Origin of the sequence: Pontibacter beigongshangensis (genome assembly GCF_014332515.1) — a bacterium.
In the GTDB taxonomy this organism is placed as follows: domain Bacteria; phylum Bacteroidota; class Bacteroidia; order Cytophagales; family Hymenobacteraceae; genus Pontibacter; species Pontibacter beigongshangensis.
In genome coordinates this window covers 55,737-77,423 of the sequence record NZ_VFSD01000028.1, presented here as the reverse complement: position 1 = coordinate 77,423, position 21,687 = coordinate 55,737, and the positions used below count along the sequence as shown (strand labels likewise).

Annotated in this window: 20 protein-coding genes and 1 tRNA gene; 9 read left to right on the top strand and 12 right to left on the bottom strand. The window is 48.8% G+C overall.

Translation table 11 applies throughout. From position 1 onward, the window contains the following. Positions 1-100 precede the first annotated feature (100 nt). The 3 genes from FJM74_RS19835 to FJM74_RS19825 are packed head-to-tail and all read left to right on the top strand — an operon-like array spanning position 101 to position 2,491. Positions 101-715, top strand: coding sequence for a sugar transferase (locus FJM74_RS19835; RefSeq protein ID WP_187264377.1), 615 nt, complete (start codon positions 101-103; stop codon positions 713-715). Next, on the top strand, positions 712-1,368 hold the full coding sequence (locus FJM74_RS19830) for an acetyltransferase (protein ID WP_187264376.1): 657 nt from the start codon (positions 712-714) through the stop codon (positions 1,366-1,368). The genes FJM74_RS19835 and FJM74_RS19830 overlap by 4 nt, the downstream gene beginning before the upstream one ends. Beyond that, positions 1,358-2,491 (top strand): aminotransferase class V-fold PLP-dependent enzyme, encoded by a 1,134-nt coding sequence (locus tag FJM74_RS19825; RefSeq protein ID WP_187264375.1) that lies wholly within the window; start codon positions 1,358-1,360, stop codon positions 2,489-2,491. Before FJM74_RS19830 ends, FJM74_RS19825 begins: the two co-directional genes overlap by 11 nt. Before the next feature lie 95 nt (positions 2,492-2,586). On the opposite strand, the gene FJM74_RS19820 is transcribed toward FJM74_RS19825, so the two are convergent. The 6 genes from FJM74_RS19820 to FJM74_RS19795 form a co-directional block, all read right to left on the bottom strand. Continuing rightward, the gene (locus FJM74_RS19820; RefSeq protein ID WP_187264374.1) at positions 2,587-3,159 is read right to left on the bottom strand and encodes a dihydrofolate reductase family protein; all 573 of its coding nucleotides are present in this window, start codon (positions 3,157-3,159) and stop codon (positions 2,587-2,589) included. Between the two features lie 281 nt (positions 3,160-3,440). After that, positions 3,441-3,941, bottom strand: a complete 501-nt coding sequence (locus FJM74_RS19815; RefSeq protein ID WP_187264373.1) for a hypothetical protein — start codon at positions 3,939-3,941, stop codon at positions 3,441-3,443. A gap of 146 nt (positions 3,942-4,087) precedes the next feature. Then, positions 4,088-4,393, bottom strand: coding sequence for a hypothetical protein (locus tag FJM74_RS19810; RefSeq protein WP_187264372.1), 306 nt, complete (start codon positions 4,391-4,393; stop codon positions 4,088-4,090). Continuing rightward, a complete protein-coding gene (locus FJM74_RS19805) occupies positions 4,383-4,760 on the bottom strand; it encodes a hypothetical protein (protein ID WP_187264371.1) in 378 nt (125 codons plus the stop codon). Before FJM74_RS19805 ends, FJM74_RS19810 begins: the two co-directional genes overlap by 11 nt. A gap of 78 nt (positions 4,761-4,838) precedes the next feature. Continuing rightward, positions 4,839-5,285 (bottom strand): WapI family immunity protein, encoded by a 447-nt coding sequence (locus FJM74_RS19800; protein ID WP_187264370.1) that lies wholly within the window; start codon positions 5,283-5,285, stop codon positions 4,839-4,841. Between the two features lie 63 nt (positions 5,286-5,348). After that, on the bottom strand, positions 5,349-6,476 hold the full coding sequence (locus FJM74_RS19795) for a trans-sulfuration enzyme family protein (RefSeq protein WP_187264369.1): 1,128 nt from the start codon (positions 6,474-6,476) through the stop codon (positions 5,349-5,351). Between the two features lie 327 nt (positions 6,477-6,803). Between FJM74_RS19795 and FJM74_RS19790 the strand changes: the two genes are divergently transcribed. Beyond that, a complete protein-coding gene (locus FJM74_RS19790) occupies positions 6,804-7,436 on the top strand; it encodes a PAS domain-containing protein (protein ID WP_187264368.1) in 633 nt (210 codons plus the stop codon). Between the two features lie 189 nt (positions 7,437-7,625). Here FJM74_RS19790 and atpC read toward each other — a convergent pair whose 3' ends face one another. The 3 genes from atpC to FJM74_RS19775 all read right to left on the bottom strand — a co-directional run bounded on the left by atpC (position 7,626) and on the right by FJM74_RS19775 (position 10,158). Beyond that, complete coding sequence (gene atpC, locus FJM74_RS19785) at positions 7,626-7,871, bottom strand: ATP synthase F1 subunit epsilon (protein WP_187264367.1); 246 nt, start codon at positions 7,869-7,871, stop codon at positions 7,626-7,628. Positions 7,872-7,969: 98 nt separating this feature from the next. Next, entirely contained in the window at positions 7,970-9,481 is a 1,512-nt protein-coding gene (gene atpD, locus FJM74_RS19780) for a F0F1 ATP synthase subunit beta (RefSeq protein ID WP_187264366.1), read from the bottom strand. A gap of 443 nt (positions 9,482-9,924) precedes the next feature. Then, a complete protein-coding gene (locus FJM74_RS19775; protein ID WP_187264365.1) occupies positions 9,925-10,158 on the bottom strand; it encodes a hypothetical protein in 234 nt (77 codons plus the stop codon). A gap of 475 nt (positions 10,159-10,633) precedes the next feature. On the opposite strand from FJM74_RS19775, the gene FJM74_RS19770 reads away from it, so the two are divergent. Further along, positions 10,634-10,706: transfer RNA gene (locus FJM74_RS19770), tRNA-Gln, on the top strand. Between the two features lie 467 nt (positions 10,707-11,173). Here the strand turns inward: FJM74_RS19770 and FJM74_RS19765 are convergent. Together FJM74_RS19765 and FJM74_RS19760 are read right to left on the bottom strand one after the other, a co-directional pair. Further along, positions 11,174-11,686 carry a hypothetical protein gene (locus FJM74_RS19765; RefSeq protein ID WP_187264364.1) on the bottom strand — a complete coding sequence of 171 codons (513 nt, stop codon included), beginning with the start codon at positions 11,684-11,686 and terminating at the stop codon, positions 11,174-11,176. 140 nt (positions 11,687-11,826) lie between these two features. Continuing rightward, a complete protein-coding gene (locus FJM74_RS19760; protein ID WP_187264363.1) occupies positions 11,827-12,207 on the bottom strand; it encodes a hypothetical protein in 381 nt (126 codons plus the stop codon). Positions 12,208-12,841: 634 nt separating this feature from the next. Here FJM74_RS19760 and FJM74_RS19755 point away from each other — a divergent pair. The 4 genes from FJM74_RS19755 to FJM74_RS19740 all read left to right on the top strand — a co-directional run bounded on the left by FJM74_RS19755 (position 12,842) and on the right by FJM74_RS19740 (position 17,152). Next, entirely contained in the window at positions 12,842-13,771 is a 930-nt protein-coding gene (locus tag FJM74_RS19755; protein ID WP_187264362.1) for a ribose-phosphate pyrophosphokinase, read from the top strand. Between the two features lie 172 nt (positions 13,772-13,943). Next, positions 13,944-14,528, top strand: coding sequence for a 50S ribosomal protein L25/general stress protein Ctc (locus FJM74_RS19750; RefSeq protein WP_187264361.1), 585 nt, complete (start codon positions 13,944-13,946; stop codon positions 14,526-14,528). 535 nt (positions 14,529-15,063) lie between these two features. Continuing rightward, positions 15,064-15,627 (top strand): aminoacyl-tRNA hydrolase, encoded by a 564-nt coding sequence (gene pth / locus FJM74_RS19745; protein ID WP_187264388.1) that lies wholly within the window; start codon positions 15,064-15,066, stop codon positions 15,625-15,627. Positions 15,628-15,850: 223 nt separating this feature from the next. Further along, on the top strand, positions 15,851-17,152 hold the full coding sequence (locus FJM74_RS19740; protein ID WP_187264360.1) for an MFS transporter: 1,302 nt from the start codon (positions 15,851-15,853) through the stop codon (positions 17,150-17,152). A 213-nt stretch (positions 17,153-17,365) separates the two neighbouring features. Here the strand turns inward: FJM74_RS19740 and FJM74_RS19735 are convergent, their stop codons facing one another. After that, positions 17,366-21,610, bottom strand: coding sequence for a hybrid sensor histidine kinase/response regulator (locus FJM74_RS19735; protein WP_187264359.1), 4,245 nt, complete (start codon positions 21,608-21,610; stop codon positions 17,366-17,368). Between the last annotated feature and the right edge of the window lie 77 nt (positions 21,611-21,687).

The following is a 21,687-nucleotide window of genomic DNA, read 5'->3' as shown; positions in this document are numbered from 1 at the left end:
AATTAAGCTGCACCTATTACTGTTGCGAATAAAATAATTTGTATTTTCGTATAAGTGCTTTTTAAGTGATTCCTAAACAGCGCCTGATTGAATAATTACCGTGTACCAGAAATATATTAAACGCCTTACGGATTTAGTGCTGGCAAGTCTGGCACTGCTTATCAGCTTGCCCCTTTTGCTGCTGGTAATGGTGTGCCTGGCTGTTGGGCAAAGAGGTCAGGTGTTTTTCAGGCAGCAGCGGCCGGGCTTCCGAGAGAAGCCATTCTTCCTCTACAAGTTTAAAACAATGGCCGATCTGTACGATGTGCAGGGACAGCTGCTGCCAGACGATAAGCGCTTAACCAGCATCGGGAATTGGGTCCGGAAAACATCGCTCGACGAGCTGCCTCAGCTTTTTAACGTGCTCCGTGGCGACTTAAGTCTGGTGGGGCCCCGGCCCCTGCTCATGGAGTACCTGCCGCTCTACACCAGGGAGCAGGCAAGGCGGCACCACGTAAAGCCTGGCATTACGGGCTGGGCACAGGTGCACGGCCGCAACGCCATCTCCTGGGAACAGAAATTCAGGCTCGACCTGTGGTACGTGGAACACCAGTCGTTCAGAACAGATTTGCTCATCCTGCTGAAAACAATGAAACAAACTCTGCGAAGAGCAGATGTAAATGCGCCCGGCTACGCTACGGCTCCACGGTTTACAGGCGAAATACAGGTTTCATGAAAGATATTGTGATTATAGGCGCAGGAGGCCTGGGGCGTGAACTGCTCATGCTACTCCATCAGCTAAATGAAGTGTCGGCCCAATGGAACATCCTGGGCTTTTATGACGACAACACCGCCCTCGCCGGCACCTATATCAACAACCTCCCTTACCTGGGTACAGTTAAGGATCTGGAAAAAGTGCAGCAGGAGCTGTCTGTAGCCCTGGGCATTGGATCGCCCCAGGTAAAGCAACAACTGGTGGCGCGCCTGCAGCCGCTGCAAAACCTCACGTTCCCGGTACTGGTGCATCCTTCTGTTTCAATTAAGCCGTATCAATTTATTCATTTAGGCGAAGGCACTGTTATTGGCCAGGGAGTGGTGTTAACAGCCAACATCACACTGGGCAGGCACGTATTCATAAACCTGTGCTGTACCATCGGGCACGATGCCTGCCTGGCCGATTTTGTTGCCCTGATGCCTGGTGTGAACGTTTCCGGTGCTACCACGCTGGGTGAAGCCGTTTACATGGGTACCAATGCCGCCGTTTTACAGGGTATCCGGGTGGGGGCACACACCACCGTTGGGGCTGGTGCCGTTGTTACCACAGACCTGCCTGCCGGTTGTACGGCAGTAGGTGTACCTGCAAAAATCATAAAAAAGCATGAACTATAGGCCCGGACGCATCTTTCTCTCGGTACCGCACCTGGGAGGACATGAGCAGAATTATGTTCAGAAAGCCCTGGAAGACAATTGGGTCACGACTGCCGGGCCCAATATTCCGGGCTTTGAGCACGATGTGTGCCAGCATACCAATGCCCGGTTCGCCGTGGCCCTGAACTCCGGCACAGCGGCCATTCATCTGGCGCTGCGGGTGCTCGGCGTGAAACGCGGCGACGAGGTCATCTGCTCCACCTTTACCTTTGTGGCCACCGCCAACCCGATCCTGTACATGGGAGCCACGCCTGTGTTTGTAGAAAGCGAAGCCACCACCTGGAACATGTGCCCTGACACGCTGGAACAAACTATACAGGCAAGGCTGAAGCTAGGGAAAAAGCCCGCCTGCATCCTGCTGGTGCACCTCTACGGCATGCCGGCCATGCTGAAAGAACTGCTGGAAGTGGCCCACCGCTACAACATACCGGTAATAGAAGACGCGGCAGAATCGTTAGGCTCCCGTTACGGTGGCCACCAGACAGGCACTCTTGGGGAAGTTGGGATCTTCTCCTTTAACGGAAACAAAATTATTACCACCTCAGGAGGCGGTGCCCTGGTAACGGCCGACGAGAAACTGGCGGAGCAGGCAAGGTTCCTGGCTACACAGGCCAAAGAAGACGCCTCTTTTTACGAGCACACGCAAATGGGCTATAACTACCGCATGAGCAATATTGCGGCAGGCATCGGGCGCGGACAAATAGAGGTGCTGGAAAAGCGGGTGAAGCAGCGCCGCGAGGTCTTTAACTTTTACCGGGAGCGGCTGGAAAGTGAATTTGTTTCCTTTTTGCCAGAGCCGAAAGGCTCTTACTCCAACCGCTGGCTTACCACTATTCTACTAGACCCCAGCCTTGGTAAAAACCCGGAAGAGATAAGATTAGCAATGGAAACCCATAACATAGAAGTGCGCAGGCTCTGGAAACCCATGCACCTGCAGCCGCTCTTTAAAGGTGCTGCGTACTATGGCAATAGCCTGAGTCAGCAACTCTTTGAACAAGGTCTCTGCCTCCCCTCCAGCAGCAGCCTGCCCGAAGAGGACCTGGAAAAGGTGGTAAGGGTGCTGAAGGGGGAATTATTACAGTAAAACGTCACTCCTCAATAAATTATACCAGGCAAGGCTGGGCAGCAGGAGTCAACCTCAGATAGAATGGCTCCTGAGTTCAGCGCCAGCCTGGTTTTCTAATTGCGTTTCGGCTCGTACTGAAGCACCACAATTCCGCAATTAAATGGTGTTGCTCTCACCAGAGTGAGATCGAGTCTGCTGGCACGACTTTTAAAAATCGGCATCCCATTACCAATAACCACTGGATTAATAAACAGGTGGTACTCATCGATAAGCCCTTGCGCTATGAGGGCCGACACAAATGTTGCACCGCCATAAGCTATTATGTCCTTACCGTTTTGTTTTTTCAATTGGTCTATTTCAGCAACCAGGTCGCCTTTTGCTAATACCGTGTTCGCCCACTCCGGCTCCTGGAGAGTTTTGGTGAAAACGACCTTGTTTGTATCAGTAAATTTCTGACCTGCTGTAAACTCCGGATCGTCTGGATTTGCTGCCACCATAGCCCAATGCGGGATAAAGCCCTGGGCTAGTTTCCGGCCGAGCACAATACAGTCCACAGGTTCGGTTATTTCGGTTACATACTCCTTCAGTTGGTCATCCCAGTTCCACGTTATCCAATCCATTTCCCCGTTTGTTCCGCCAATGTACCCGTCAAGGGTCATTTGCACCTGAAGCTTTAATTTTCTCATAGTTGATTTGATCTTTATACAAAACAAATTTCAAGTTAAAATATGAAAGGCAAGCGGTGTAGAAACGACAATTTTAAGGGCGTTCTGCGACAATTCGCTGGTATTTAAAATTTATTTCTACCTAATTGGAATCGGTAACTGGCCCTTATATGAAGGTTATAAAAAAGCTTTGGCGATGGGCAAGGCTGCCGCTATCAGAGAAATAAACGTTTTGGCTTTGACAGTCTAGCTTTTGCTAAAGATTTTCATTTGCAACTTAAAGCCTTTCAGCCCGCTTCTGATCATCTCAGTTCAAAGGCTGCATTCAAATTAGCTGCCAAGTGCCTGCCGTCCGAAATGGCTCGGTCTTTATTCGAAAACAAAAATGAATGCACGGCTGAAGAAGTATCGGTGTACAATAACACCTTGTAATTTGTCTCTTCTCCTGACCATGTTGGGCTAATACCATTGGGAGTATTAGATACTTTGGATGTACCGGAAATGACTACTACCCGGGTAATTACTGGTAAAGCTGACCATTGCCCAAACTTGTACCCCATAAAGGAAGTGTACTCTTTTACCTTTTTTCCCTTAAAATCTATCAGCGTTCCGCCGTAAGATGATACTACCAATAACCCAATTGTTATGGCTACAACCCCAACTATCACAGCCTTCTCTAAAGTGCCTGAACTGTTCATAAATAAAGGACTTGCTATGGATAACAAACCAGCTCCTATGAATAATAACCCTAAAAAATGTGGGCCTGAAAAAAGGCTTCTTCTTTTGAAGTCGTAATTTTTCATAGGTTGGTTTTGCTAAAGGCGTTGAAAGGGCATTGTTATAATCAAGTCAGGCAGAATAGTTTTTCATTTGATTCATGAAATCAAGGTTTAGCGCGCTGGTATAGCAAGGTGTAAGACCAGCAGCATAACTGCTTTACTTTGTTCTGCTATCGTTGTTTTTCTTCTACTTTTTTGAACTGCTCTATCAATGCCGCCGGAACATTGCACCACTCTGTTTTATCTGTTAAATTGAGTCTGTAGAAACATTCTTCCCTTACTACTTCTATAATATGGCTGAACCACTCCAAGTATGTCCAGTTCCCCGGTATTGGTGAAAATAAAGTTTGCTTAACTGTATCCCAATGAACTTCTGTCGCTGTTGTGTAAATCATAGGAAACTTCACTGATTCTGGCTTTATGTGAAGCTTTCCCTCAGTGTCAATTTCTACTTTTACTATATTATCACTTTCCATCTTTAGCAATACCTTGTATTTGAACAGTAAAAGTCGAATTGCTGAATTCGTTCACTCCTGAATACGTATAATACTGCCCGGAACATGGTGTACAGGCAACCTTGTCAAAAACTGGCAACCCTCCTTCATGCGATTTGTTAGATGAGCCGATTCCATAGTGAGCTTTCAATTCTTCATGTTCTCTATCTGTTACTTCATCAGTTTTACCCGTCCAGCAATTTTGTATCTGCTTCTGAAAGTCAATTCCTAATTCTGCTCCACAAGCCGCACACTTGAATAAATATTGCTTCCTCTTTTCACTTTCTCCAGTGATAAAATCAGGCTTCTTGTAATAAACAGGAGTTATAATTTCCACTTTCATTTTCATCTCAATAAAGCTTAACGTCTCGTGCATAATGTGGGAAGGCGCAGCCGAACCTGTATTATGAACCTTGTTGTACTTACGTTATTTTTTCACTCCTTTCATATCACCATATTTAAGAGCAATTTGCTTTAGTTCTCCAACTGTTATGCTCATATATGATTGGTCAGAAGTAAATTCAAATTTCAATTCATTATCAAGTTCAGTAAGCTCGTAAAACCTTCCTTCAATATTCACATGCCCCATATTATCATACTTCACATTGAATTCTAAATTAGCTTCATAATTAGCAAAATCTACAGAGCCTTTTAATTCTTCATTACAAGCTTCCAACTTTTTATAGAATTCGAAAAGCTCACCTGTAGATGTCCAGAAGATTGATTTTACTAGAAAGTTTCCTGACTTTATTCCCAATGCAGCTCTCAGTTCATAGCCACCCCAATGAGAGGTTGATTCAGGAAACCCATAAACTTCTTGAAAAGTGATTTTAATGTAATTTCCATTGTCACCTATGATTGAGAATTCTTCCATAATTTTAATGAAGTACAACTAGCAGATAAACGTAACTAACCCAAATCCCTCTTCTCTACCCACTCAAATCTTCTCCAGCGCCTGCTCCAGATCAGCGATCAGATCCTCAACATCCTCTATGCCTACCGATAGCCGGATAACACCCAATGTAATGCCCAGGTTATTCAGCCTTTCAGGTGTAAAAGAGCGGTGGGAGGTGCGGAGCGGGTGCGAGATAGTAGTGCTAACGCCTGCCAGCGACGGCGCAAAAGGCATCTGCTGCAGTGCCTGCATAAACGTATTTACCATCTCCAGCTTATCGGCGATCCGGAAAGAGAGCATGCCTCCATAGAGGCCTTTGCCCTGCTCTTTGGCCAACTGGTGCTGCTCGTGCTGCTCCAGGCCAGGGTACCACACCTGCTCCACCTTTGGGTGCTGCTGCAGGAACTGTGCTATGGCCAGGGCATTGTGGGAGTGCTGCCGTATGCGCAGTTTCAAGGTTTTGAGGCCACGGGCTGCGAGCCAGCTTTCGAAAGGGCTCAGGTTCACGCCAAAAGTCATCACTACCTGCCTGGCCCGCTGCAGGTCCTGCTCCCGGCAAACCACTACTCCTGCCGTTACGTCGCTGTGGCCCGAGAGGTATTTGGTGACGCTATGCATTACCATGTCGGCGCCAAGCGCTAAGGGCTTTGTAATTACCGGCGAGGCGAAGGTGTTGTCTATCACCAGTTTTATACCGGCTTGTTTTGTTTGTTCAGCCAGCCGCTGTATGTCCAGCACCTGCAGGAGCGGGTTGCTGATGGTTTCGGCCAGTACCATTTTGGTGTTGGCTTGCACTTGGTCGCCTAACGCATACAGCTGCTCTCCGGGCACAAACGAAACGGTTATACCGATCCGTGTCAGCTCCTGCGAGAGCAGCGCGGCAGAGCCTCCGTAAATTTCCTCGGCACAAAGCACATGGTCTCCTGCCTGGCAATAAGTGAGCACCGCCGCCAGAATAGCCGACATACCCGATGAGGTGACCACGGCACCGGCCCCACCCTCCAGCTTGTTAACTTCTGCAGCCAGCTCGTCGGTATTGGGGTTGCCGAAACGGGAGTACATATACTGCTTGCCCGGCTGCTCAAAATAGGCTTCCAGCTCGTTCAGGTCTTCGAAAGTAAAAACCGAAGTCTGGTAAATCGGGGTTATTTTTGGATGAATCTGTGTCATAGCAGGTTTGTATTTGGCCTGAAGTTAAGGAGGTTTTTAGTAGGATTAAAAAACGATAGCCAAAATTATAAAGGTCCCGGCCGAAGAAGAAGCTTGAAAATAGCATGCCGGCAGCAGCAGCAATAAAACCTCTGGAGGACCTATTTCATTCAAATAATTAGCATATTAACCCAAATTATTCTAATCAAAAAGCCCCTCCAGCGCATGTTGCTGCTGCTGCTCCTGCTGCTGACTTAATACTCTGTTTAAATACGTAATAAACGGTATTTTTTACAATTGCAGGCATTACGGCTCTATATTCCGCAAAAAATCGCTTTATTAGCCTATATGTTGCCTGATTACCGTATGACCAATTTTGCAGAAACCCAGGCTTTACTGGAGCCCTCGTCTTTTTTTTATATCATCACCACCAACATGGCTGGCAGGTACTCCTACATCAACACCAACTATGCCAGAACATTTGCCCAGATATATGGCTCCCTCCTGGGGCAACCTTACGACATTACTATGCACCCCGAAGATACAAAGGTTTGTGCAGAGGTAGCAGCCAGGTGCTTTGCAAATCCCGAACGTTTATTCCCGGCTACCATTCGGAAGCACGACGGCCGTGGCGGTTTTCTTATTACCCAATGGGAGTACAAAGCCATATTAAATGCGCAGCAACAACCGGAAGGCATATTTTGCATCGGTTACGATATTACAGAATACATGGATCAGAAGGAGCAGTTGGAAGGCACCCGGGAGTTGCTGAACCTGAAAGAAAATGTACTCAAAGAAATTGGCTGGTACCAGTCGCATGTTATCAGAAAGCCCCTGGCGAATATTATGGGCCTTGTTAAAATACTGGAAAAAATGGATCTGGATCAGAATATGAAAAACATCTGCCAGATGCTGATCACCAGCAGTCTCGAACTGGATGCTGTGCTGAAAAACACGGCTAACAGGCATCAGCAGCCCTAGCACAGCTGTATTAAGGGCGATATTATAACATCGGCGCCAATTCTGTTCCTATCCGGCAAATATCTGGGGCTGCTACAAAAGGCACAAACACCCGCCCTGCATCAGCCGATTTAAGAAATCTTTCATAAAAGTAAAAACGCCTTCTGCTCCGGAAGAACAGAAGGCGTTTTATGTTGCACTGTCAGATAGTTACGCGCTCACAGACTCGGCAAGTACGATAATTTTGTTGTTGAGCACTTCTACCACACCACCGTCCACGGTAAAGAACTCATGCCCTTGTTTGGTGGTGATGCGGACGCTGCCTTTCTCCAGGGTGCTGATGAGAGGGGCGTGTAAATCCAGCACCTCAAAAGAACCTTTGGCTCCGGGGAACTGCGCTGCATCTACCTCACCGGCAAATACCTTTTTATCTGGTGTAATGATCTCTAAATACATCTTCTTTAGTTAAGAGTTTAGAGTTAAAAGTTAAAAGTTAAAAAGTCTGGGTTTGCCTTAACAACTCATAACTCATAACTTTTAACTCTTAACTGATACTAACGTGCTTCGGCCATCATTTTCTGACCTTTGGCAACTGCGTCTTCGATGGTACCAACCAGGTTGAAGGCAGCTTCCGGCAGGTTGTCGTGCAGGCCATCCATGATCTCGTTAAAGCCTCTGATGGTGTCTTTGATATCAACCAACACACCTTTCAGGCCTGTGAACTGCTCGGCTACGTGGAACGGCTGAGACAGGAAACGCTGCACACGACGCGCTCTGTGCACTATCAGGCGGTCTTCTTCAGAAAGCTCGTCCATACCAAGAATGGCGATAATGTCCTGAAGTTCTTTGTAACGCTGCAGAATCTCTTTTACGCGCTGGGCCGTGTTGTAATGGTCATCTCCTACCACATCAGCCGTCAGTATTCGGGAAGTAGAGTCAAGAGGGTCTACCGCAGGGTAGATACCAAGCTCGGAGATTTTACGGGAAAGTACCGTGGTAGCATCCAAGTGAGCAAAGGTAGTAGCCGGGGCCGGGTCAGTTAAGTCGTCGGCAGGTACGTAAACGGCCTGTACCGAAGTAATGGAACCACGCTTGGTAGAGGTAATACGCTCCTGCATAGCACCCATTTCCGTGGCCAGCGTTGGCTGGTAACCCACCGCAGATGGCATACGACCAAGAAGGGCCGACACCTCAGAACCTGCCTGGGTGAAACGGAAGATGTTGTCTACGAAGAACAGGATGTCACGGCCGGCATCGCTTGATCCTGGCTCGCCATCGCGGTAGTATTCCGCCATAGTAAGACCAGAAAGGGCCACACGGGCACGGGCACCTGGGGGCTCGTTCATCTGTCCGAACACGAAAGTAGCCTTAGACTCTTTCAGTTCTTCCAGGTCCACTTTAGAAAGGTCCCATCCGCCGTGCTCCAGCGATTCCATAAAGGCGTCGCCATATTTCACGATGCCAGACTCGATCATCTCACGCAGCAGGTCATTTCCTTCGCGGGTACGCTCGCCTACACCGGCAAATACAGAAAGACCACCGTGGGCCTTGGCAATGTTGTTGATCAGTTCCTGGATAAGTACGGTTTTACCCACACCGGCACCACCGAACAAACCGATCTTACCACCTTTGGAGTAAGGCTCGATAAGGTCGATTACTTTGATACCTGTATATAATACTTCAGAAGAAGTGGCAAGGTCTTCGAAACGGGGAGAAGGTCTGTGGATAGGAAGACCTCCAGTGCTTACCGGCTGCTGAATACCGTCAATGGCTTCGCCGATCACATTAAACAGACGGCCTTTGATGCCTTCGCCTGTCGGCATTTTGATAGGGCCACCCAGGTCAATTACTTCAGTGCCACGGGAAAGACCTTCGGTAGAGTCCATTGCAATGGTACGCACACGGTCTTCGCCAAGGTGCTGCTGACACTCCAGCACGATTCTCTGGCCGTTTTCTTTCGTCACTTCGAGGGCATCCAAAATATTTGGAAGTTTAATGTTTTCACCCACAAAGCTAACGTCCACCACCGGACCGATAACCTGGGTAATTCTGCCAATATTCGCCATTTGACTTTTTATAAATGATTAGCTATTGTTAATAGAGTTTATTCAGGCTGCAAAACTAACCCATAAATCGGTCAAATCCACGAAACAAACCAAAAAAATTAACTCTTTGACGCTTAATCATTAAACACATTGGCACCTGAAGGAAAAATGCGCGCTTATTTTGCCAAAACTACAGATACGGCTACCGGAAAGGACACAAGAAGCAGGGCGCAAGGCATAAGACATCCAGCCAGTACCACAATTTATGGGATCAGAGAAGTAGCCAGGCGCTCAAAAAGTAACCAGAGGAGGATGTTGGTTGAGCTGCAACATGCCGGATAACAATTTAACCATTCCACAATTAAGCCTTTAATCAGCCCTAAAGGAATTATTCCAATGAAAGCAGCTATCCAAAGGCACTCTAGCTCCTGCCGCTGCACGCTTGCCGCCCACTCTTAACTAACTTAAAGGTTCTTGAGGAGCTCTATCTGTTCGTCGTTGAGCAGAATATACCTGTTGTTAAACGGGTTGGCGTAAAATTTTTCGGCTATCACGTATTCGCCGGTACTTAACTTGTGGACATTATAACTAAAAAGGCTGTTCGACTTTTCGATAACAAGCTCGGTTTTGCTTAGATCGAGCTCTCGCCCACAGGTAGTGGTTACGATATCGGAATTTTTGGTTTTAGGTGAATACATAGTGATCGTTTAATATGGCAGCTATCTGTACGGGAAATATCCGGGGAGGTGTCAGCTTTGCCTGATTAAATAATTATTTAGCCTTTTATTTATATGCAGCCGCCAGCCAGGAGCTGCTTGGCCGGCCCTGAGACAGAGCCGGCCGGAAAATTTCAGGAAAGCGAATTTTTATTTGGAAGAGCCTGCAGCAGTCTGGAACGGGCCGGAACAACAGGCTGCTTTTGATAAACAGGTTCAAAACAACAGCATGGTTTTCACTAATTTAGGCCTGCCATCAGCCTAGCAGTACCACTCCGACCGAAAGCTTTAAATGGCAATCTTGAAAGCCAAAAAGCACCATCACACCGTATTGGAGCAGATTTAGGAGTAAATTTTTAAAAATATTTTAGAGCAAATGTTTGCAGTTTAAAATCGTGTGTCTATCTTTGCATCACCAAACAACGACGGGGCTTCCACCCTTAGTTGGGCGGTAACTTGTCCGATGGTGTAACTGGCAACACGTCTGATTTTGGTTCAGAAGAGTCCAGGTTCGAAACCTGGTCGGACAACAAACTAAGCCCTTAGATCTGATCTGAGGGCTTTTTTGTTTTATGGCCTCCTCACGCAGAGCGCATTATAAGCCGCTCCCCTCATTTTATAGTGGCAAGGGCCGCAACTCATGCAGCAAAGGCCAAAAACCATTCGGAGGTCGTTTTTTATTCGAATAATTCATTTGTGCGGGAGCTGCCTGAAGCGAGTATTACAGCAGGAAACGAAAGGCACTAAACATTACCTGTTTGCTATGGCAAGTGTTAGGGAAGAAAAATTGTAATCGCCAACGTGGCCGGACCATGGCTCAACTGGCCGGCATTCAAATCCTGTAGAATGCTAACAGCTAGAACTGGCATGGCCTCTGTTGATAGCAGAAAAGGTCCGGGAGCAATTGCCCCAGACCTTTTCTGCTGCACCGGCACCTGTTAACCTGGCAGCAAATTCTGCAGGGCCAGCACAAGGGCCAGCGCTACTAACATCCCTCTTATTTTGCCATTTCGAATGTGCTGGCTGGTGCTGCGGAGGTGGCTATGTTTTCGTTTACCAGCTTCATCCACTTTTCAGCCAGGCGTAGCTCGTCGTTCAGGTTCAGGCTTTCCTCCTTGTTGTAGAACTCCACCATTTTTTCGGGGCGCTTGGTGTTCCGGTAAGCAAAGGCAAGGTCTATGCGGTCAATAATTCTGCCGTCATTTGAATCTTTGCTCAGGTTAATTACCCGGGCGCTGCTCACCTCCAGCAAATCGACAAGCACCTGCTGCTCCACGCCCTCCACATGCCTGGTATAGAGCAGTTTCTTTTTTACGGGGTCGAGGCCTATGGCATAGTAGGGGGCCCAGAACTCATGAGGTCCTATAGCTAGCTCCTGCTCATTGGCTTTCGCTGTAAAGTCCTGTAGGAGTCGCCGCTTTTTAGCCTTCCGCTTTCTTTGGAAAAAAATGATAGGCGCTACAAGAAGCGCCACAGAAAATATTCCGATAATTACTGTTACTGAATCCATCTTTGTTTTTGTTGAAATACAAGGTACACACAGCCACGGCAGACAAACGAGAACACGTTATCCGCAGCGCGGCTTAAACAATGTAAGCTTCAGGCAAGCCCTACCCCGTGGTTAAGCCTGCCTGCTAAATAAAGAATGGATTACCAGAAATAATGGAAGGGGAAAATAATGTCCCGGACAGACAGGCTCCTGCAGATACCTTTTGCGTGCATCAGGTACTGCGCAGAAAGACTCTGAATGCGTTGCTCCACAGCGGCCGCAACAGGCAGGCTCCCGAACAAATGCTGTTTTGCGCCAGAAGCAGGCAGGGTAGTAACCTGGCCTGTCCTCAGCTCTGAAAACCGGTGCAGAAACTGAAACCGGATCTGATCGCTTTGCGCTACAGCGGCCGCAGCCCCCTTATCTTCTGAGGCTGCTGCAGTTTTGTGGGCAGTACGCTCCACAGCCCCCTCACCTGCTCCTGCAAAGGACAGGAAAAAGGCAAAGAACAGAAGTACAGCGGTTTTTGAAAAATTACCCATACTACAATAATACAGCTTATAAGTATGTTTTGCTCATGGCCCTACAGATTAATTTTCTGTGCCCCGGGCTCCTGCCTATAACCAGGTAAGATTATGGGAGTGTATAACATATTATGGGGTATTTATCGAGCAATCATGATAGCCAATATTTGTTATGCATGGCTGTGGCATGCCATCAAAGCTGTCTATCAAAAAATCCCTGTCGCTGGCTTGATGTGCCTTTCCCCAGCCGTGAGCGCTCGGAGCCCCAGCAATGCAATAAAACAGCTTAAAGAACATCGGATCAAGCAGTAGCTAAAGCACTGCGGTAAAATATGATATGCACTCAAATTATTCCAATGAAAATACCCCTCCGGAAGCAGTTCTGCTGCACATCAGGCGGTCTTAGTTTGCGGCATGGCAGCTCCCACCAAAAAATAGCTGGGAAACCTGGTTTCTGCCGCTTTGCATGCTCTCCGGCGGCTTTAAAGCAAACAGGAACTTTATAAACAGCTTAAGCAGCTGATTAAAAGCTCATTCCGAAAACACAGACTTTATTTATCTTGGCTTTTTGAGAAACAGGTGCCAGTAATTTTGTAGATTTGCAGGCATAATCACCTAACTCTAACTTATACCCTCAGCGTTTAGCAGTATTATGCCACAAGTCAAAATATTTTCAGGAACTGCCACCACTTACCTGGCTGAAAACATAGCCACAGCATATGGCCTGCCTCTAGGAGACCTGTCTGTCTCGCATTTCAGCGACGGAGAAATAGGCGTACACTTTAATGAGTCTGTGCGTGGCGCAGAGGTTTTTATTGTGCAGTCCACTATCCCGCCTGCCGACAACCTCATGGAGCTGATGCTGATGATTGACGCTGCCAAAAGAGCATCGGCGCATAAAGTAATTGTTGTGATGCCTTATTTCGGGTATGCCCGGCAGGACCGCAAAGACAGGCCCCGCGTATCGATCGGCGCTAAAGTGGTGGCCAACGCCATCCAGTCGGTAGGTGCTGACCGCCTGATGACCTGCGACCTGCACGCCGGCCAGATTCAGGGCTTTTTTGATATTCCGGTAGATCACCTCGACGGTTCCGCGATCTTTGTGCCTTACCTGCGCAGCCTCAACCTGGGCAACGACCTTATTTTTGCCTCGCCTGATGTGGGTGGTGTGGTGCGTACCAGAGCCTTCGCCAAGAACTTCGGAGCCGAGATGGTAGTATGCGACAAGCACCGCAAACGCGCCAACGAAATAGCCTCTATGCAGGTGATCGGTGATGTGGAAGGCATGGACGTGGTGTTGGTAGATGACATGGTAGACACGGCAGGCACCATGACCAAAGCCGCTGAGCTGCTCAAAGACAAAGGTGCCAAAACCGTGCGCGCAGTGGCTACCCACCCCCTGCTCTCTGGCCCGGCTTATGAGCGTATCGAGAATTCGGTGCTCGAAGAACTGGTGGTGTCTGACACCATTAAGCTCAAGCAGCCTTGCTCCAAAATTAAAGTGCTGTCTTTTGCAGAGCTGTTTGCCAGAGCCATCAACAACGTGGTAACGCACGAATCTATCAGCTCGCTGTTTATTTAGTTGCTGATTGTTAGTTGTTGATTGTTAAGTGGCTGCATGGTTGAACCTTGCATGATTGAGGAAACAACCATTTAACAGTTTAGCCATTTAACAATTAAATAAAAAATTCAACAATTAAACAATTAAAAACCACTACCTTTGCACCCACAAAACATTTATACTAAAAATAACCATGCAAAAGTTAGAGATTATAGGGTTTAAAAGAGCAAATCTCGGCAAGCAGACGACCAAAGAGCTGCGTAATGAGTCTTATGTACCAGGTGTACTATATGGCGGTGCTGAGCAAGTTCATTTTTATGCGCCAGCCATCCTGTTCAGAGACTTGGTGTATGCTCCGGAAGTATACGAAGTAGACCTGAATATAGAAGGCACGCATTACAGAGCCATCCTTCAGGACTTACAGTTCCACCCGGTAAACGAAATGCTGCTGCACGTCGACTTCCTGGAACTGCAAGACGACAAGCCAGTGAAAATGGACGTGCCTGTACGTTTCGTAGGAGTTTCGCCGGGTGTGCTGCTTGGCGGCAAGCTGGTTACAAAGCTACGCAAACTCAGAATCAAGGCGCTTCCGGCTAACCTGCCAGACGCCATTGATGTTAATATCTCTGAACTTGAGCTTGGCAAGTCTATTAAAGTAAACAAAGTTGTTCCTAACAACTTCGAGATACTTTCTAATCCGAGCGCGCCAATCGCTACAGTTACCATTCCGCGTGCTCTTAAGAGTGCACAGATGGAAGAAGCCCGTGGCAAAAAATAAGCTTCCTCTTTCTGATGGAAAAAAAATCCTGTCCTGCCATATCGCAGGGCAGGATTTTTTTTTAGGGAACGGCCGCCAGCATATTTTAGCTCCGGCTTAAACCGGGAGCAGCAACAGCAGTAACTTCTGGAGGGGCTTTTTCATTAGAATAATTTGCTGGTTGCTGGTTGTTAAATGGCTGCATGGTTAAATGGTTGATTGGGAAACTGCCTCAGCCTGTGTTGTCATGCAGGAAGAAAAGCTACGAGAATGTCCTGAAAATCCTTTAATCCTGAAAATCCTTGTGGTAGGGGCCCTATAGAAAGATTCAGACAAAAAGAGCAGAAGCAGCAGCAGATACCTCAGGAGGGGCAAAATCATTAGAATAATTTCAAAATGGCAGCAATCCGTTACTGCTGTCATCAAGAATTAAATAGAGCTTCCGACAAAGAAGTCTAAAATCTGGCATCTACCTCCAGCCACCGTTATGTTTAAGTTGATAAAAGAAATGCTCGGTTTGGGAACTGCCACAGCTCCCGACACACAAGACACCACCATGAAATACCTGATAGTAGGGCTGGGCAATATTGGCCCCGAATATGCCAACACACGCCACAACATCGGCTTTATGGTACTCGACTACCTGGCCAAAAAACATGAAGCCAGCTTTGAGGTGAGCCGCCACTCATTCGTGACAGAGATAAAGACCAAAGGCCGCACCTTTGTGCTCGTGAAGCCCACCACGTACATGAACCTGAGCGGGAAAGCCGTGAGCCATTACCTGACCAGCCTGAAGCTACCGGTAGAGCAGATGCTGGTGCTTACCGACGACATTTCCATCCCCTTCGGAAAAATCCGGATCCGGATGAAAGGCAGCGCCGGCGGCCACAATGGCCTGAAGCATATTGAGCAGACGCTGGGCAACAATAACTACCCCCGCCTCCGCTTTGGCGTTGGCGACGCTTTCTCCAAAGGCAGGCAGGTAGATTATGTGCTGAGCAACTTCAGCTCCGATGAGGAGGCCGAGCTGCAAACCCTGATCGAGAAGGCAGCCGAGGCTGTCATCTCCTTCGGTACCATCGGGCTGGAGCGCACCATGAATGTGTATAATACCAAATAGCCACCGACAATAGAATTGTGCCAGCACCTCACTTGTCTGATCGGCAGGTGAGGTTTTTTTATGGAGTACAGGCTGCAGGAGCGGCTGAAATTACCGCTGAGATCAACTAATAAAATATCCTGCTGGGATGACGTGGAAGAACGATCCTTCCAGACCGATTTATTTCTAATCGCCTATAAATAGCCCTTTGTCCTGATACTTGTGTCCTTTTATCCACACAACTATGAAAAAGATTTTGCTCCTGTACCGCAATGCCTATGGCGGGCTTTCCAGACCAGCCTGGATGATGTCGCTGGTGATGCTGATAAACCGGTGCGGCGCCATGGTTACGCCTTTCCTGGGTGTTTACCTGATCGGGGAACTGGGCTATAGCTTGAAAGAAGCGGGAGCCATTCTCAGCATTTATGGGCTGGGTTCCGTTTGCGGCTCCTTTCTGGGCGGCTGGCTCACCGACAGGATCGGCCATTTCAGAGTGCAGTTTGTGGCCCTTACGCTGGGCGGAAGCCTGTATTTCCTGCTCCTGAACCTGCGCCAGTTCGAGTACCTTGCGGTTGGTGTGTTTATGCTGAGCCTGGTAAACGACTGCCTGCGCCCCGCCAACTCTGCCTCTATTGCGCATTATGCCAAACCCGAGAACATGACCCGTGCCTTCTCTCTGAACCGGATGGCTATAAACCTGGGCTTTTCCGTTGGTCCGGCGCTGGGTGGGCTGCTGGCAGCACTGTCGTACCGGTGGCTGTTTATTGCAGATGGAATTACGTGCATAGGAGCCGGCATTTTCTTTTACCTGTACTTCCGCCAGAAGCCCAGCAACCGGCCGCAGCCACCTGTACAGGAGATTGCAACCGCCAATCCCGGCAAGTCGCCTTACACGGATCTGCTCTTTTTGCTGTTTGTGCTGTTTTGCTGTGTTTTTGCCACGGTCTTTTTCCAGCTGCTTTCTACCCTGCCCCTGTATTACAAGCAGGTTTATCAGCTTACAGAAGGAAAGATCGGCTTACTGATGGGCCTGAACGGCATGATCGTGTTTTTACTGGAGATGATCCTGGTGTACCTGCTGGGCGAGCGCTTCCCCAGAAAATATGTGGTGGCGGCGGGCGTTCTTTTAGTCGGCCTTTCTTTTATCAGCTTAAACCTGATGGCACATGGCAGCATTCTGATCATTTCGATGCTGCTGCTTAGCATTTCGGAGATACTGGCCATGCCTTATATGACCACGCTTACAGTAGAGCGCTCTGATGCCAGTACCCGTGGTGCTTACATGGGTCTGTATACCATTTCCTACTCTGCTGCTCATGTAGTTGCTCCTTTACTGGGCACGAGCATCATCAGCGCCTTCGGCTTTTCTACCTTGTGGTGGACTTCCGGGGGCCTGGCAGCAGTAGCTGCTGCCGGTTTGTACCTGGTGGTACAGGCCATGGAAAAGCAGTGGAAAAAAAACCAGCACTTGGCTAAACCCACGGTGGATGGCCTTGCCATAGGATCAGCAGCAGGAGCAGAAGAGGTCTCCGAAGGGCTGTTTTGATTAGAATAATTCCGAAAAACAGACTTCTTTCTCTTCTCAAACTGTCCCGACTATTTTTACTCGCATGTACTTCGTGCTCCTCCACTTTAATTTAAAGAAAAATTCGGTTAAATATGAGTCTTAAAGCGGCGGGAGGCTTCGGTATAGTCGTCACGAGCGAAGACGCTCGTGCCATGATAATTTTGAATTTCTAATTATCAAATTGGAAAATTTCTAGTCAGGGATTGTCTGTTTAACTTCTCCAAAGGCTTTTCGGAGTGCCACCATCAGCTCGTCCAGATCAATAGGCTTGCTGATATAGCTGTCTACACCTGCCAGCATGCATTGCTGCACATCTTCTTTCATGGCATTGGCCGTGGTGGCGATAATGTAGGGCTGAGGGCCGGGGATGCTTCGTATGACACGGGTTGCCTCCAGGCCATCCATCTCCGGCATCTGGATATCCATCAGAATCACATCGTAGAATGCCCCCTTTAAAGCATCCAATACCTGCAGGCCATTCTCTGCCAGCTGCCAGCTGTACCCCAGCCGCTCCAGCACCATCTGAAGCAGCAGCTGATTGACGGGGTAATCTTCCGCAATCAGGATCCGCAGGGGGTAATGCTCCGAAAAGGCTTCTGTTAGGGTATTCTCTTCTTCCTGCACCTGCGCTCTGGCCACTTTTTGTGGAGCATGCAGGCAGTTTGCTATTTGCTTCTGCAACTGCAGTTGCTTTACCGGCTTTGTCAGGATGCAGGCAAAGAACTCTTTCTGCCAGGGCTCCAGTTCGTACCCCACCGAGCTAAGTAGCATGACAGGCAGTTGCGGATACGCCTTTTTAATGTCCTGGGCAAAACCGATGCCGTTCACCTCAGGCATTTCCATGTCTGTTATCACCAGGCTACAATCATTAGCTGCCAGCATCTCGCTTCCTTCGGCCGCTGAGGAGGCTATAAAAGGCACCATTCCCCACTGTCTTAGCTGCGTTTCTAGTATCAGTCGGTTAGTTTCATTGTCGTCTACCACCAGAACCCGCCGCCCTTTCAGCTCTTCGATACCGGTAAAGGCATCGTTCGGGAGAGCTACATTTTCGCAGCTCTTTGTTTTCATCGTAAACCGGAATACGGATCCTTTGCCTTCATTCCCGGCCACCACGATCGTGCCACCCATCAGTTCCACCAGTCGCCGGGTAATGGCAAGGCCCAGGCCCGTGCCTCCATACTTGCGCGTGGTAGAAGCGTCTACCTGCGAAAAAGCTTTAAAGAGGAGTGGTCGTTTGTCGGCCGCAATGCCAATACCAGTATCCTTTACCTCAAACGACAGTTCAAGATCACCGGCTGCAGTTAGGGGCAGAGGTTTGACGGCTACCACCACTTCTCCTGCAGGTGTAAACTTTATCGCATTGCCTACCAGGTTAAACAGGATCTGCCGCAAGCGCAGGCTATCGCCTACTATAATGACCGGAAGCGCATGATCTAGCTGGTACATCAGGTCCAGCCCCTGCCTGGCCGCCCGCTCTGCAAACACATCCAGCACCTCCTCTATGCACTGCCTCAGGTTAAAAGGCACCTGCTCCAGCTCCATATTGCCCGATTCTATTTTAGAGAAATCGAGGATGTCGTTTATAACGGCCAGCAGGCTCCTGCCCGAACTTTGAATAATAGAGGTATAGTTGCGCTGGTCCGGGTTCAGGGGAGTGGCCGCCAGCAAGGAGGTCATGCCCAGCACACCGTTCAGGGGGGTGCGGATTTCGTGGCTCATGGTGGCCAGAAAAATGCTTTTGGCCTGGTTTGCTCTTTCTGCCTCGCTTCGGGCTGCTTCGGCATCGGCTCTTGCCTGCCGCTCCTCCTCTTTCTGCTGCTGCAGTTCCAGGTTCAGATCGTGCAAGCTCGTTGCCTGCCGTTCCAGCGCCTCTTTCTGCTGGTGAATTTCGGAGGTTCGCTGCTGCACCAACATTCCTAACTCCTGTTTCTGCTGCTGTATCGTATGCACCCGCACCCGGTATACTCCTACCACCAGCCCCGCCACCAGCAATATTCCCATGGCTATAAACCACCACGTTTGCCAGAAAGGAGGCGTGATGATGATTTTCACAAAAGTACCCTCTTCGTTCCACACACCGTCGTTGTTGGCGGCCTTAACTCTGAAAATATACTCACCCGGGTCCAGGTTAGTGTAGGTGGCATCGCGCTGAGTCCCCATATAATGCCAGTCCTTGTCGAAGCCTTCCAGCATATACGCGTACTGATTCTGGAAAGGAGCTGTAAAGCTCAAAGCAGCAAACTCAAACCCGATGATGGATTGCCGGTAATCCAGCACAATTTCGCGGGTCATGGAGATGTCGGCAGTTAGGGGCGAGCCCTCCCGGCCGAAATTAGCTGATTTGTTGAATAGCAGAAAATCTGTTAAGACAACCGGAGGAGCAATGGCATTTACCGGAATGTTATCAGGGTTTATCACCACAAAGCCTTCCCGGCCTCCAAAGTAAATTTCGCCGGTACTGGCCCTTAATCCTGACCCAGGCAGAAAATCGCTGCTCCTCAATCCATTTGTCTGTGTAAAGCTTTTAGTGGTGCCGGAGGCAGGGTCGAACCTGACAATGCCATTGTTGGTGCTGAGCCAGAGAAAGCCGGCAGCATCTTCGGCTATGTAATTTATGGTGTTGTTGGGCAGGCCATGCTGTACGTGGTAAGCGGTAAAAGTTCTTGTTCTGGCATTAAACCGGTTAAGGCCGCCACCTAAAGTACCTACCCACATAGTGCCTTTGCTATCTTCACAGAGCGACAAAACTACGTTGCTCCCCAGGTTGCTCTTCTCCCTGTCGAGCTGTTGAAACTTGCCTGTTTGCTGGTTGTAGAGGTTTACTCCCCCGCCTGCTGTTCCTATCCAGATAGTTCCCTGCCTGTCTTCGAGCAATGCCCGCACATAATCGCTTCCCAGGCTGTCAGGATAGTCCGGGTTAAAGCGGTGCTTCAGGATGGTATTGGTTTTAGGGTTCAGCACATTTAAACCGCCGCCGTTGGTGCCAATATATATGTGGCCCCGCCTATCCTCGAGCAGCGTGTACACCGACTGGCTGCTCAGGGCCTGCTGCCCCGACCCACTCTGATAATTTTTGAAGTAATAAGGTTCTACATCAAACCGATCCAGGCCGCTGCCAAAGTACCCGACCCAGAGGCTACGGCTCTTTTTACTCTGCAGCAGCGCCAGAACAGAATAGCTGGCCAGGGAGTAGCCAGGAGGAGCCGCTTCATCCGGCAGGATGCGTGTAAAGATGCCCGAATCCTTATGATACAGGTTCAGAGCGCCGCCGTCGGTTCCCACCCATATATTGCCATCCGGCGACTCCGCAAACGAAGACACCACGTTAAACCCAAGACTATGATAATCAGAGTAGTTGCTCTTAAAGGTTTGGAAGTAGGCCAGATTTTTGTCATACTTGTTCAGGTACCCGCCAAAGGTACCGACCCATACAATTCCGTGGTTGTCCTGCAGAACAGATAGGACGGCACCGCCGCTAAGGCTGCTCTCGTTGCTGGCTATGTGCTCGTATCTTGTAAAAGTTCGTTTTTTTACATTCAGGAGATTCAGCCCCAGATTAGTGCCTACCCAGAGATGGTGACTATCGGCAGCAGCCAGACTGATTATGAATTCGCCGCCGAGGCTGCTGCTTTTTGCAGGGTCCTGCAAAAAGTGCGAAAATGTGAAGGTTTTTCTATGGAGCAGGTTCAGCCCGCCGCCGTTGGTTCCTATCCACAGGTTAGCGTCCGCATCTTCAATAATAGCCGTTATACCGCTATTGCTCAGGCTGCGGGGGTCAGCTTCTGCATGGCTAAAGTGCCTGAACTTGCCGGTTTTTTTGTCGAGCAGGTGCAGCCCTCCGGGGGTTCCTACCCAGAAAAGGCCTTTGCTATCCTCGTACAGGGCGCTAATGGTGCCGTGCTGTAAACTGAAGGGATTTTCGGGCTCAGGAAAAAACGATGTTATCTGGCCGGTTTTGCGGTCCAAGAGGTTAAGCCCATAGTTGGTGCCTATCCAGAAACCGCCCTGGCTGTCTTCGTATATCGTATTTACATCTTTGTGCGACAAGCCTGGTGCACCCTCTATGCTCTCCTTTACCCGGACAAAGGAATCGGTTTGCCGGTTGTAGCGGTTCAGCGCCCCGCCATTGGTGCCAATCCATAGCTCGCCCTGGCTGTCTTCAAATAGTGCCGTAATGTGGTTAGAGCGGATACTTGTGGAATCTTTGGGAATGCTGCGGTAATTGGTAAAACTGTAGCCATCGAATTTATGCAGGCCATCTTCGGTACCAAACCACATAAAGCCATATGTATCTTTAAGGATAGCCCGGACATTGCTTTTGGAGAACCCGGGCAGATTGGTCAGTTGCGAAAATTTCACTTGTTGCTCCTGTGCATACAGGAGAGGTGTGGTGAGGAAGAAGACTAACAGCAGGCAAAACAGACGGTATATACGCATATTATTAATACAGGGCACTCAACACTCCGGAAATATTTTTGCCCGATGCATTTTTGGTATTAAACCATTGTTGCGGC

What these genes read in the sequence shown, in the direction of transcription:
- pth (WP_187264388.1), top strand. Translation starts at nt 15,064, where the DNA reads ATGAAATACCTGATAGTAGGGCTGGGCAATATTGGCCCCGAATATGCC.
- FJM74_RS19755 (WP_187264362.1), top strand. Translation starts at nt 12,842, where the DNA reads ATGCCACAAGTCAAAATATTTTCAGGAACTGCCACCACTTACCTGGCT.
- FJM74_RS19830 (WP_187264376.1), top strand. Translation starts at nt 712, where the DNA reads ATGAAAGATATTGTGATTATAGGCGCAGGAGGCCTGGGGCGTGAACTG.
- FJM74_RS19735 (WP_187264359.1), bottom strand. Translation starts at nt 21,610, where the DNA reads ATGCGTATATACCGTCTGTTTTGCCTGCTGTTAGTCTTCTTCCTCACC.
- atpD (WP_187264366.1), bottom strand. Translation starts at nt 9,481, where the DNA reads ATGGCGAATATTGGCAGAATTACCCAGGTTATCGGTCCGGTGGTGGAC.
- FJM74_RS19760 (WP_187264363.1), bottom strand. Translation starts at nt 12,207, where the DNA reads ATGGGTAATTTTTCAAAAACCGCTGTACTTCTGTTCTTTGCCTTTTTC.
- FJM74_RS19740 (WP_187264360.1), top strand. Translation starts at nt 15,851, where the DNA reads ATGAAAAAGATTTTGCTCCTGTACCGCAATGCCTATGGCGGGCTTTCC.
- FJM74_RS19810 (WP_187264372.1), bottom strand. Translation starts at nt 4,393, where the DNA reads ATGGAAAGTGATAATATAGTAAAAGTAGAAATTGACACTGAGGGAAAG.
- FJM74_RS19790 (WP_187264368.1), top strand. Translation starts at nt 6,804, where the DNA reads ATGTTGCCTGATTACCGTATGACCAATTTTGCAGAAACCCAGGCTTTA.
- FJM74_RS19765 (WP_187264364.1), bottom strand. Translation starts at nt 11,686, where the DNA reads ATGGATTCAGTAACAGTAATTATCGGAATATTTTCTGTGGCGCTTCTT.
- FJM74_RS19825 (WP_187264375.1), top strand. Translation starts at nt 1,358, where the DNA reads ATGAACTATAGGCCCGGACGCATCTTTCTCTCGGTACCGCACCTGGGA.
- FJM74_RS19750 (WP_187264361.1), top strand. Translation starts at nt 13,944, where the DNA reads ATGCAAAAGTTAGAGATTATAGGGTTTAAAAGAGCAAATCTCGGCAAG.
- FJM74_RS19815 (WP_187264373.1), bottom strand. Translation starts at nt 3,941, where the DNA reads ATGAAAAATTACGACTTCAAAAGAAGAAGCCTTTTTTCAGGCCCACAT.
- FJM74_RS19820 (WP_187264374.1), bottom strand. Translation starts at nt 3,159, where the DNA reads ATGAGAAAATTAAAGCTTCAGGTGCAAATGACCCTTGACGGGTACATT.
- FJM74_RS19775 (WP_187264365.1), bottom strand. Translation starts at nt 10,158, where the DNA reads ATGTATTCACCTAAAACCAAAAATTCCGATATCGTAACCACTACCTGT.
- FJM74_RS19805 (WP_187264371.1), bottom strand. Translation starts at nt 4,760, where the DNA reads ATGAAAATGAAAGTGGAAATTATAACTCCTGTTTATTACAAGAAGCCT.
- atpC (WP_187264367.1), bottom strand. Translation starts at nt 7,871, where the DNA reads ATGTATTTAGAGATCATTACACCAGATAAAAAGGTATTTGCCGGTGAG.
- FJM74_RS19800 (WP_187264370.1), bottom strand. Translation starts at nt 5,285, where the DNA reads ATGGAAGAATTCTCAATCATAGGTGACAATGGAAATTACATTAAAATC.
- FJM74_RS19795 (WP_187264369.1), bottom strand. Translation starts at nt 6,476, where the DNA reads ATGACACAGATTCATCCAAAAATAACCCCGATTTACCAGACTTCGGTT.